The 11368-nt window shown below is 60.7% G+C and carries 14 protein-coding genes; 6 read left to right on the top strand and 8 right to left on the bottom strand.

The annotated features are described in order from the left end of the window. Nucleotides 1-66 precede the first annotated feature (66 nt). The gene (locus JFT81_RS20310; RefSeq protein WP_201228679.1) at nt 67-951 is read left to right on the top strand and encodes a sugar nucleotide-binding protein; all 885 of its coding nucleotides are present in this window, start codon (nt 67-69) and stop codon (nt 949-951) included. Continuing rightward, the gene (locus JFT81_RS20305; protein WP_201228678.1) at nt 944-1876 is read left to right on the top strand and encodes an NAD-dependent epimerase/dehydratase family protein; all 933 of its coding nucleotides are present in this window, start codon (nt 944-946) and stop codon (nt 1874-1876) included. Before JFT81_RS20310 ends, JFT81_RS20305 begins: the two co-directional genes overlap by 8 nt. A 194-nt stretch (nt 1877-2070) precedes the next feature. On the opposite strand, the gene JFT81_RS20300 is transcribed toward JFT81_RS20305, so the two are convergent. From JFT81_RS20300 to JFT81_RS20280, 5 genes are all read right to left on the bottom strand, one after another. Next, nucleotides 2071-2769, bottom strand: coding sequence for an OmpW family outer membrane protein (locus JFT81_RS20300; RefSeq protein ID WP_201228677.1), 699 nt, complete (start codon nt 2767-2769; stop codon nt 2071-2073). A 248-nt stretch (nt 2770-3017) separates the two neighbouring features. Next, nucleotides 3018-3536: a DUF3299 domain-containing protein gene (locus JFT81_RS20295; protein WP_201228676.1), complete on the bottom strand. Its 519-nt coding sequence runs from the start codon at nt 3534-3536 to the stop codon at nt 3018-3020. 11 nt (nt 3537-3547) lie between these two features. Then, on the bottom strand, nt 3548-4813 hold the full coding sequence (locus tag JFT81_RS20290; protein ID WP_201228675.1) for an ABC transporter permease: 1266 nt from the start codon (nt 4811-4813) through the stop codon (nt 3548-3550). Nucleotide 4814: 1 nt separating this feature from the next. Further along, the gene (locus JFT81_RS20285; RefSeq protein ID WP_201228674.1) at nt 4815-5525 is read right to left on the bottom strand and encodes an ABC transporter ATP-binding protein; all 711 of its coding nucleotides are present in this window, start codon (nt 5523-5525) and stop codon (nt 4815-4817) included. A gap of 139 nt (nt 5526-5664) precedes the next feature. Further along, nucleotides 5665-6258 (bottom strand): DUF2796 domain-containing protein, encoded by a 594-nt coding sequence (locus JFT81_RS20280; protein ID WP_201228673.1) that lies wholly within the window; start codon nt 6256-6258, stop codon nt 5665-5667. Between the two features lie 135 nt (nt 6259-6393). Here JFT81_RS20280 and JFT81_RS20275 point away from each other — a divergent pair, with 135 nt between their 5' ends. Beyond that, nucleotides 6394-6753, top strand: a complete 360-nt coding sequence (locus JFT81_RS20275; RefSeq protein WP_201228672.1) for a hypothetical protein — start codon at nt 6394-6396, stop codon at nt 6751-6753. Nucleotides 6754-6768: 15 nt separating this feature from the next. Here the strand turns inward: JFT81_RS20275 and trxA are convergent, their stop codons facing one another. From trxA to JFT81_RS20260, 3 genes are all read right to left on the bottom strand, one after another. Then, complete coding sequence (trxA, locus tag JFT81_RS20270) at nt 6769-7641, bottom strand: thioredoxin (RefSeq protein WP_201228671.1); 873 nt, start codon at nt 7639-7641, stop codon at nt 6769-6771. A 172-nt stretch (nt 7642-7813) separates the two neighbouring features. Beyond that, entirely contained in the window at nt 7814-8467 is a 654-nt protein-coding gene (locus tag JFT81_RS20265; RefSeq protein ID WP_201228670.1) for a 50S ribosomal protein L11 methyltransferase, read from the bottom strand. After that, nucleotides 8464-8928, bottom strand: coding sequence for a YbaY family lipoprotein (locus JFT81_RS20260; protein ID WP_201228669.1), 465 nt, complete (start codon nt 8926-8928; stop codon nt 8464-8466). Before JFT81_RS20260 ends, JFT81_RS20265 begins: the two co-directional genes overlap by 4 nt. Nucleotides 8929-9056: 128 nt before the next feature. Here JFT81_RS20260 and nrdR point away from each other — a divergent pair, with 128 nt between their 5' ends. The 3 genes from nrdR to JFT81_RS20245 are packed head-to-tail and all read left to right on the top strand — an operon-like array spanning nt 9057 to nt 11364. Next, entirely contained in the window at nt 9057-9521 is a 465-nt protein-coding gene (nrdR, locus tag JFT81_RS20255) for a transcriptional regulator NrdR (RefSeq protein ID WP_007910946.1), read from the top strand. Further along, on the top strand, nt 9518-10651 hold the full coding sequence (gene ribD / locus JFT81_RS20250) for a bifunctional diaminohydroxyphosphoribosylaminopyrimidine deaminase/5-amino-6-(5-phosphoribosylamino)uracil reductase RibD (RefSeq protein ID WP_201228668.1): 1134 nt from the start codon (nt 9518-9520) through the stop codon (nt 10649-10651). The genes nrdR and ribD overlap by 4 nt, the downstream gene beginning before the upstream one ends. A gap of 47 nt (nt 10652-10698) precedes the next feature. Beyond that, the gene (locus JFT81_RS20245) at nt 10699-11364 is read left to right on the top strand and encodes a riboflavin synthase (RefSeq protein WP_201228667.1); all 666 of its coding nucleotides are present in this window, start codon (nt 10699-10701) and stop codon (nt 11362-11364) included. Nucleotides 11365-11368: the final 4 nt, after the last annotated feature.

Raw genomic sequence — 11368 nt, 5'->3', positions numbered from 1 at the left:
CGGCGACGGTTCCACGAGATCCGTCGCTCAAGCCATCGTTCCAATCAGACTGGGCCTGCTGACTCTATGCGAATGCGCCTTATGTTACTGGGCGGCGGAAATGCCCTTGGGCAGGCGCTGATTCGCCTCGGTGCGGAGGAAGACATCGGTTTCCTCGCCCCACGCCCGCCCGAAAATGGCTGGGATGCCGCGAGCCTGACCCAATTGCTCGACGACACCCGTCCCGATGCATTGATCAACCTCGCCTACTATTTCGACTGGTTCCAGGCCGAAACCGTCAGCGAAAGCCGCATGGCCGGGCAGGAACGCGCGATCGAGCGCCTGGCCGAACTGTGCCAGCACCACAATATCGTCCTCGTGCAGCCGTCCAGTTATCGGGTGTTCGACGGCTCGCGGGCCACCGCCTACAGCGAAAAAGACGAACCGGTGCCACTGGGCCTGCGTGGTCAAGCCTTGTGGCGCATCGAACAAAGCGTTCGCGCCACGTGCCCGCAGCATGTGCTGCTGCGTTTCGGCTGGTTGCTCGATGACAGCGCCGACGGCACCCTCGGGCGTTTCCTCGCCCGCGCCAAACAACCTGAAGAACTGCTCCTGGCCGATGACCGACGCGGTAATCCGACGCCGGTCGACGACGCCGCACGGGTGATCATCTCGGTGCTCAAACAACTCGATTGCGCCGCGCCGCTGTGGGGCACGTATCACTACGCCGGTCACGAGGCGACCACCCCGCTGGCGCTGGGTCAGGCAATTCTGACCGAAGCGCGCAGCCTGCATGCGCTGGCGATCGAGGCGCCGACGGCTCAGGCTCACGCCGCGCGCCCGGACGCTGCCGAGGAACCGCAACACGCGGTGCTCGCCTGCAAGAAAATTCTGCACACTTTCGGGATCAAGCCGCGCGCCTGGCGTGCCGCACTCCCGGCTTTACTGGATAGGTTTTATCGTCATGGCTGAAGGCCCTGTTTTAATCACCGGCGGCGCCGGTTTCATCGGCTCGCACTTGACCGACGCGTTGCTTGCCAAGGGGCACTCGGTGCGGATTCTCGATGATCTGTCGACCGGTAAACGCGCCAATCTGCCGCTGGACAATCCGAAGGTCGAGCTGATCGTTGGCGATGTTGCCGATGCTGCGCTGGTCGCTCAGGCCATGCAGGGTTGCAGCGCCGTGGCGCACCTGGCCGCTGTGGCCTCGGTGCAAGCCTCGGTGGATGATCCGGTGAAGACTCATCAGAGTAATTTCATTGGCACGCTGAACGTCTGCGAAGCCATGCGCCAGGCTGGGGTCAAACGTGTTTTGTTCGCCTCCAGTGCGGCGGTGTACGGCAACAACGGTGAAGGTCAGTCGATTGACGAAGACACGCCGAAAGCACCGCTGACGCCGTATGCGTCGGACAAACTGGCGGGTGAGCATTACTTCGATTTCTACCGCCGTCAGCACGGTCTGGAACCGGCGATCTTCCGTTTTTTCAACATTTTCGGCCCGCGCCAGGATCCATCCTCGCCGTACTCCGGGGTAATCAGTATCTTCAGCGAGCGCGCGCAGAAGGGTTTGCCGATTACCGTGTTCGGTGATGGTGAGCAAACGCGGGATTTCCTCTACGTCGAGGATCTGGTCGATGTGCTGGTGCAGGCGCTTGAAAAGCCTGAAGTGGAAATCGGTGCGGTGAACGTTGGCTGGAATCAGTCAATGAACCTCAAGCAAATGCTCGCGGCACTGGAAACAGTGGTCGGCGAGTTGCCACCGATCAGCTATGGCCCGGCGCGTTCTGGCGACATCCGCCATTCGCGGGCGAACAACCAGCGCCTGCTGGCACGCTTCACGCTCCCAGAGCAGACGCCGATGAGCGTGGGTTTGGCGCGGTTGTTGGGTCGGGACTGAAAAGCCCCTTGACCATTCGAGCAGGCATGAAAAAGGCGCCCTTCAACAGGCGCCTTTTTCACGGCCGGAATTTATCGCGATCCCTGTAGCGAGGGGATTTATCCCCGATCAACTGCTCAGCAGTTGCCTCAGTTTCAAGTCTGCCCACCACCAAGCCTCATTCACCACCACGTGAACGTTCGGTAAAAATCAGCTTAGAACTTGTAGCCCAAGCCCACCATGTACACAAACGGATCGACATCAACATTCACTTTGGCACGGGTACCCGGGGCCACAGCGTTGTTCTCGACGGTGGCGCGGGTATCGATATCGATGTAGCGCACTTGGGCGTTGAGCATGATGTTGTCGGTCAGCATGTAGTCCGCACCGACCTGCCAGGCCAGACCCCAAGAGTTTTTCGCCTTGAAGTTGCTGAAGCCGTTGGACTGCGCTTCGCTGCCGACGTGTTCGTCGTAGATCCAGGTGTAGTTGATGCCGCCGCCGATGTACGGCTGGAACGGTGATTTCGAATCCAGCGGGTAGTAAACGACGCTGAGGGTCGGTGGCAGGTGTTTCAGGGTGCCGAGTTTGCCGTTGGCCGCTGGCAGGGCAGTGCCTTTGATCTTCACGTCATGCTCGAACGGCGATGCGGCCAGCAACTCGATACCGATGTTGTTGGTGACCATGTAAGCGAAGTTCAGACCCAGTTGGGTATCGCTGCTCATGGTCGCCTTGCCGCCCAGATTGGTGCCGCTCAGCGGACCCTGATCGACCTTGACGCTGGAGCTGTCGGCCTTTGGGTTGACGGTGATCGCACCAGCGCGAACGATGATGTCACCCGCATCGTGGGCGTGGGCGAGCGGGGCTGCGAGCGCGAGGGCAAACAACGAAGCGCTGAGCAAGGACTTGTTCATGGGGGCTCCAAAAGGACGTTAAAAGTTTCTGATGTCCTATGGTACGAAGCCAACTGATACGGTCTTTTGACTCAGCTCAATGAAACAGTGAAGGGGTCAGGTTTTGTGGAACCTTTGAGGCCCTCATCGCTGGCAAGCCAGCTCCCACAGGTTTTGGTGGTGATCACAACATTTGTGAACGACTCGATCACTGTGGGAGCTGGCTTGCCAGCGAAGGGGCCCTTACAGACAACACGAAACTACCGGATTCACTCCGGCAGCTCATACACATAAATCTTGTCGGCATCCATCTGATACCCGGCGTCCGCCAACTCGCTGCTCGACGCCTTGACCTGCAACGGCCCCTCGACCCAATACGGCTGATACAGCTCATCGAGCTTCACGCCCAATTCGCTTTTCACATGCACGATCTGGTTCGACGGCGGTGGCGGCACATGGATGCAGGCGCCGAAATACGGCACCAGCAGGAAGTCCGTCGTGCGTCCTTCTTCGTTCACTTCCAGCGGCACGATGTAACCCGGCAAACGAATGTTCTGGCCATCGAGTGACTGCACCACCGGCGCGTTCGGCAAATCCTGCTTCGCTGCTGGCGCGGATTCGGCGGACAGCGCATCGCTCATCTTCGACAGGTCGTGCAGCGGCGTCATGTTCGGCACTTCCGGCGCGGCGTCCGGCGGGATCATCTCCGACCACGTCAGGTCTTTCGGCGCCGCCGCCCACACGGGCAGGGCGACCAGCAACAGCAGCGCGAGTACGGCGCGGGGCATGGTGAACATCCTCATAGACGAATCGACAGGCCATCGGCCAAAGATTGGCGATACGCACGCCAGGCCGGCACGCTGCCCATCAGCAGCGCGGCCGCCAGAATGCCACCGAGCAGCGTCCATTCATACTCGCTCGGCCATGCCAGCGGCAGGAACAAACCGTAATTGGCCTGCACGTAACCCTGCGCGGCAGCGATGCCGATGTACAGCAATGCCACGCCGACGATCACCCCGGTCAGCGCCAAAGCAAACGCTTCCAGCACCAGCAGGCTCGCGATGTGCCACGGCCTTGCGCCGACCGAACGCAGAATCGCCATCTCGCGGCGACGTTCGTTGAGGCTGGTGAGAATCGCTGTGAGCATGCCGATCAACCCGGTCAGCACCACGAACAGTGAGACCACGAACAACGCTTTTTCGGCGGTGCTCATCAGGCTCCACAATTCCTGCAGGGCCACGCCCGGCAGAATCGCCAGCATCGGTTCGCCACGGAATTCGTTGATTTCACGCTGCAGTGCAAAGGTGGAAATCTTGCTGTTGAGGCCGAGCATGAACGCGGTGATCGCTTGCGGCGTCAGGTCCATGTTACGCGCCTGATCGGCCGTGATCCGGCCATTGCCTCGCGCCGGCACGCCGTTGTGCCAGTCGATATGAATCGCTTCCATGCCGCCGAGGCTGATGTGCAACGTGCGATCCACCGGGGTGCCGGTGCGTTTGAGAATGCCGACCACGGTGAACGGTTTGTCATCGTGCTTGACCAGACTGATCGCCGCCACACCGTGGGCCAGCACCAGTTGGTCGCCGAGTTTGTAATGCAGCGCGTCGGCCACTTCAGCGCCGAGTACCACTTCAAACGGGTCGGTGGCGAACGCGCGACCGTCGGCCAGTTCCAGGTGTTGCTGGCGGCCGTACTGGTAGTGCTCGAAATAGGCTTCGGTAGTGCCCATCACGCGATAACCGCGATGGGAGTCGCCGAGTGACATCGGAATCGCCCACTTCACTTTCGGATTGCTGGCGAAGTGTTCGAAGCTGTCCCAGCGGATATTGTTAGTGGCATTACCAATGCGAAACACCGAATACAGCAACAGGTTCACCGAACCCGAGCGCGCGCCGACGATCAGGTCGGTGCCGCTGATGGTGCTGGCGAAACTGGCTTTGGCCTCCGTGCGTACGCGTTCGACGGCGAGCAGCAGGCAGACCGACAGGGCGATGGCGAATGCAGTGAGCAAAGCGGTGAAGCGGCGGTTGGCCAGGCTGGCCATGGCCAGACGAAACAGATACATCTCAGACCTCGGCAGACGTGGCGGCGCGATTGAGCTCGGCCAGGGACAAATGACGATCGAACAGCGGCGCCAGACTCTGGTCGTGGCTGACGAATAACAGACTGGAACCGGCCTCGCGGCATTCAGCGAACAACAGGCGAATGAAGTTTTCCCGGGCGTCGTAATCCAGCGCCGAGGTCGGTTCATCGGCAATTACCAACTCTGGCTGACCGATCAGCGCGCGCGCCGCAGCAACGCGCTGTTGCTGGCCGATCGACAGCGAATCGGCGCGACGGCTGAGGATACTTTCATCCTTCAAGCCCAAATGGGCGAGGAGGGTGGCAGCGGCTTGATCGACGCTGCCGTGACGCTGTTTCGCCCGCTGAGCGCGCAGTTTCGAGAAGTGGCAGGGCAGCTCAACGTTCTCGCGCACCGAGAGAAACGGCAGCAAGTTGAACTGCTGGAAAATGTAGCCGGTGTGATCGACGCGAAAGGTGTCGCGGGCGCCGGCGGAGAGTTCGGTCAGTTCCTGGCCGAGCAGGCGAATACTGCCGCGATCGGGTTTCTGTACACCGCCGAGCAGGCCAAGCAGAGTGGTCTTGCCGCTGCCGCTGGGGCCTTTGAGGAACAGGGTTTCGCCGGGTTCGAGACGAAACGCCGGGATGTCCAGCAGCGTCGGGTGACCGGGCCAGCTGAAGCCCAGGTCGGACAGTTCGATGAGTGCTTGGGTCATGGCACCAATTTCATGGTTGGACACTGAATCCCTGTGGGAGCGAGCCTGCTCGCGAATGCAATCTGACAGTCAACATCGATGTCGACTGACACACCGCTTTCGCGAGCAGGCTCGCTCCCACAGGGGATTTTCGATGTATTCAGAATTTCAGCGCGGCAGCCTTGGCCGTCACTTCGGTCCCTTGCTGGCCGTTCGCGCTGATCAGTTGTACCTGAATTTTTTGCGTCGCCGGGAAGGTATTGAACACGTTCGACAGGTCCAGCGTCTTCAACGCGCCCGGTGCCGCGCAGTTGAATTGATAGTGCGCGTGGATTTCGCTGTGGTCGTGGTGATGCTCATGACCGTCCTTGCCTGCTTCATCGTCGTCGTGATCGTCGGCATCCGGTTTGTCGCCGAACAGCGGGCTCTCCAGTTCCTGGCTCACCACTTTGCAACCGGCCGCGGCGGGCAGGCTGAACAGAGCAAGGGGTTTTTCCAACTGCGCACGAGCAGCCGCGACCTTGGCCTTGTCGGCATCGCTGGTGGCAACGTGTTCAAACCCCACCAGGTTCATCGCCGGGCTTTCCAGCTCCAGTTCCAGAGTCTGGCCATCGAGCGCAGCGTTCAGACGACCAACACCGTGTTCGTGAGCGCCGAGGCTGCCGTGTTCATGGTCGTGATCATGCTCATCGGCAGCATGGGCGATGGCCAGCGGCAACAGGGCAAACGGCAAAGCGAGCAGCAGACGACGCATGGCGGAACTCCGGTAAGTAGATGAATAATTTGTTATGTAATCTTATAACGAAAGTGCGCAGAGTTTGCCCGTGCGCTTGGCGTTGCACAAGTCCCGTGGGAGCATGCAGGTCAGAAATGTGCGGGAGTAAACTCAATGCTGCGGATACGCGGAACTGTCGGTGATGTGCCGGTGGATTTGACGGTGGAACTGGATGACAACGACTGGGCGAAGCTCGGTTCGGCACTGAATGGACAGGCGTCGATTGCTCAATCTGAAACGGTCGCGTCAGCCCCGGCGGCGAAACCGTTGAATCAGGACGATGCGTTGTGGCAAGTGGCCAAGGATCTGTTGCGCAAGGCCGGGCAGCTCAGCGGGCCGGATCTGCTTGAACAGCTTGAAGGGCTGACGGGCAGCGCGGCGTCGGGCAAGCGCTTGCTGGTGCGCTTGCGGCACAGTTCGGACGTGAAAGTGGTGAGCGGCGGAGATACGCCGCTCTACAGCTGGATCGAATAAATAATTGTAGGGCGCTTAATAAAGCGCAGCAAACATCTTGCGGCGGTAAACGCTGACCAGCGGATGATCATTGCCCAGCAACTCAAACACCTGCAGCAAAGTCTTGTGTGGCAAGCCTTCGCCATAGTTGCGGTTACGGATAAACAGCTTGAGCATTGCCTCAAGCGCCGCCTCATACTGCTGGCGAGCGAGCTGCTGAATCGCCAGTTGATACACCGCTTCATCATCCTGCGGATCTTTCGCCAAACGCGCTTTCAGGTCGGCGGCATCCGGCAGATCGCGCGCAAGACCGAGGAACTTGATCTGCGCCTTGGCTCCGGCCAACGCAGCCTTATGCTCATCGCTCTTGACCGCATCAAGCACGGTTTGCGCTTCGTCCAGTTCGCCGCGTTCAGTCAGGCAACGCGCATAGAGAATCAGCGCCTTGGCGTTGGCATTGTCTTCATTGAGCATCACCACCAGCGCCGCTTCGGCGTCGGCGTAACGGCCTTCATCGAACAACGCCTGAGCCTGTTCGAACGGATCAGCGGCGGCCGGTGGCGGCATCTGCACATGCGGCTCTAGCAGGGCGCGCACAGCGGATTCCGGTTGTGCACCGGCAAAACCATCGACCGGTTGACCGTCCTTGAACAGCACCACGGTCGGCAGGCTGCGAATGCCGAAGCGGGCGACGATGTCCTGCTCGATGTCGCAGTTGACCTTGGCCAGCAGCAACTCGCCCTGATAGCTCTCGGCAATGCCTTGCAGCATTGGCATCAGCGCCTTGCACGGCGCACACCATTCGGCCCAGAAATCCACCAGCACCGGTTTGTTGAAAGAAGCCTCGATCACCGACTGGTCGAAATCGGCAGTCGTGGCGTCAAAGATGTACGGCGTTTGCTCACTCATGGGGGATCTCGTCAAAGCGTGGATGGGACAACTATACGGCGTGGCGGGGGTGGCCGGAAGCGGGGCGGGTTTTAGAGGTGTGTTGCTTGACAGGACGCTTTCGCGAGCAGGCTCGCTCCCACATTTGGAATGCATTTCCCTGTGGCAGCGAGCCTGCTCGCGAAGCTTCTAATCAGCGTCGCGCATGGTAGAGGCTGACATGTCTGAATTCTTCCGGCTCGGCCAGATCCGGAAACGTCATCGCCTCAAGCATTTCAATACGCTCATACAACGGATGACGAAAATCCCGTACCCGCGAATCAGCCACCAACGCCTCACGGCCACGGCTTAAAAACGCATCGAGCAATGGCAGATTCGCCCGGTCGTACAAAACATCCGCCACCAGGATCAGATCAAACCGATCAGCCTCGGCAAAGAAATCCGTCGAATAACTCATCTCTACATTATTCAACGTGGCATTCGCCCGGCACGCGGCAATCGCCAGTGGATCCAGATCACACGCCACCACCTCCAGCGCTCCGGCCTTGACCGCCGCAATCCCGGCGATCCCCGAGCCGGCACCGAAATCCAGCACACGCTTGCCGCGCACCCATTCGGGAAACTCTGCCAGATAGCGCGCCACTGCCAGACCACTGGCCCAGCAAAAGCTCCAGTACGGTGGCTCATGCAGGATCCGCTGGGTTTCTTCCTGGCTGAATTCACGCGCCATGTTGTCGCCATCGATCAACCACAGCTGCAAATCGGTGTCTGGCAACGTACAGGCCTTGAGCCTGGCGTCGCCGAGCAATTCACCTAATGCCTGTTGCAGGTCGAACGGTGCATTCATGGCGCTTTGACGAATTGCAGTTGGCCCAGCGCCTGAGTCGTCGGCTGAGTGATGGTTTGCGACGGCAGGTGCAGAATCAATTGACCGGACTGACTGGCGCGGCCACGCAACTCGACCCGCGCACCCGCCGGGAACGCGTCCGGGCTGAAGCGCAGGCGGAACGGCAGGATCTGGTTGTTGCCGATCAGGCTGGAACTGGCGAGCAATTGTTGCGGGCGATCTTTTTCATCGATCACCAGCAACGCCAGTTCGACTTCGGCACCGGCCGGCACGCCTTGCAGGGTGCCACTCAGTTCACGTTGATAGGCGGGCAGCGGGCCGAGGTCGGCAGCCTCTTTGGCTTTTTTCTGCGCCTGTTGCGGCGCGGGGCCTGGTGTCGGCGGTTGCGGCTTGGGTGCATCGCTGCCGCAGGCCACCAGCAGGCTGAAAAGACTGAGTAAAACGAGCGGTCGTAACGACATTGGCGGCTCCGGCAAAATGAAATCCATGGATCAAACGATCATGGCAGTCTGTATACCGCAAAGCCTATGGCTTGTCTTGCCACCGGGATGCGCTACCATGGCCCTCCCTTTTTTTGTTGCCAGCCACCATGCACTGTCCCTTCTGCGGTGCCAACGACACCAAGGTCATCGACTCGCGTCTGGTCGCCGAGGGCGAACAGGTGCGCCGCCGGCGTGAATGCCTGGCCTGCGGCGAGCGTTTCACGACGTTCGAGACGGCCGAACTGGTGTTGCCGCGCCTGATCAAAACTGACGGCAGCCGCCAACCGTTCGACGAAGAAAAACTCCGCGCCGGCATGCAACGCGCCCTGGAGAAACGTCCGGTGAGCGTCGAGCGCCTCGAATCCTCTCTGGTTCACATCAAGCACAAGCTGCGCGCCACCGGCGAGCGCGAGGTCAAATCCCTCGTGGTCGGTGAGTTGGTGATGGCCGAATTGCAAAAGCTTGATGAAGTCGCCTACATCCGTTTCGCCTCGGTCTACAAACGCTTTCAGGATCTCAACGAGTTCCGCGAAGAGATCGACCGCCTCGCCCGCGAACCGGTGAAAGAATGACCAGCACCGCCGAGCAGGCCATCCTCGACGCCCACTTCATGGCGCGTGCGCTGGAACTGGCGCGCAAAGGTCACTACACCACGCACCCCAATCCTCGGGTTGGCTGCGTGGTGGTGCGCGACGGGCAGATTGTCGGCGAAGGTTGGCACGAACGCGCCGGTGAACCCCACGCCGAAGTCCACGCCCTGCGCGCCGCCGGTGAACTGGCCCGGGGCGCGACGGCTTACGTCACTCTTGAACCGTGCAGCCACCATGGCCGCACACCGCCGTGCGCCGATGCGCTGGTGAATGCCGGTGTTGGTCGAGTGGTCGCGGCGATGCGTGATCCGAATCCGCAAGTCGCCGGACGTGGTTTGCAGCGACTTGCCGATGCCGGTATCGCCACCGCAAGCGGCGTGCTGGAAGGTGAAGCGCGCCTGCTCAACCAGGGTTTCCTCAAGCGCATGGAGCATGGCCTGCCGTTCGTGCGGGTCAAGTTGGCCATGAGCCTTGACGGTCGCACGGCAATGGAAAGCGGCGAGAGCCAGTGGATCACCGGCCCGGCTGCGCGTTCGGCAGTCCAGCGGTTACGCGCTCAGGCGGCTGTGGTGCTGACCGGCGCCGATACGGTGCTGGCCGACGGCGCACGCCTGACGGTTCGTGCTGACGAGTTGGGTCTGGATGCCGAGCAAACCGCACTGGCCATGAGCCGTCCGCCCCTGCGGGTGCTGATCGATGGCCGCCTGCGCGTGCCGCTGGATGCACCGTTCTTCAAGGCTGGCCCGGCGTTGGTCGCTACGTGTGTCGCGATCGAAGAGCAATACGCCCACGGTCCCGAGTGTCTGATCGTGCCGGGTGATGACGGTCAGGTCGATCTGCACAAATTGCTGGTGGAATTGGCCAACCGTGGCGTCAACGACGTGCTGGTCGAGGCCGGTCCGCGTCTTGCCGGTGCTTTTGCGCAGTTGGGGTTGGTCGACGAATTCGTGATCTTCATCGCCGGCAAGTTCCTCGGCTCCACAGCGCGCCCATTGCTGGACTGGCCGCTGGCCTACATGAAGGATGCACCGGAGCTGAAAATCACTGAAATTCGCGCCGTTGGCGATGACTGGCGAGTCATTGCCATCCCTGTCCTTTCGGCGAGCGTATAATTCCCGGCCATCGTAACTACGCTGGCCTAGTTCTCAAGGAGAACCCCATGTTTACCGGCATCATCGAATCCATCGGCAGTATCCGCGCACTGACCCCAAAGGGCGGTGATGTGCGGGTACACGTCGCAACCGGCAAGCTCGACCTGAGCGACGTCAAACTCGGCGACAGCATCGCTGTCAACGGCGTGTGTCTGACAGCGGTCGAGTTGCCGGGCGACGGCTTTGCCGCCGACGTCAGCCGTGAAACGCTGGACTGCACCGCCATGAATGACCTGAAAAGCGGCAGCCCGGTCAATCTGGAAAAAGCCCTGACCCCGACCACCCGTCTCGGCGGGCACCTGGTCAGCGGTCACGTTGATGGTGTCGGCGAAATCGTCTCCCGTGCCGACAATGCCCGCGCCGTGGAATTTTGCATCCGCGCGCCGAAAGACTTGGCCAAGTACATTGCCCATAAAGGCTCGATCACCGTCGACGGTACCAGCCTGACCGTGAACGCGGTCGATGGCGCCGAGTTCATGCTGACGATCATTCCGCACACCCTGAGCGAAACCATCATGGCGTCGTACAAGCCAGGTCGTCGGGTGAATCTGGAGGTCGACTTGCTGGCGCGCTATCTGGAGCGTCTGTTGCTGGGCGATAAGGCCGCAGAGCCTGCATCCGGTGGCACGATCACTGAAAGCTTTCTGGCCCAAAACGGCTACCTCAAATCCTGAAGCT

This window comes from Pseudomonas sp. TH43 (assembly GCF_016650635.1).
Lineage (GTDB): Bacteria > Pseudomonadota > Gammaproteobacteria > Pseudomonadales > Pseudomonadaceae > Aquipseudomonas.
Note: the sequence above shows the minus strand (reverse complement) of the source record. Positions and strands in the feature narration are given on the sequence as shown.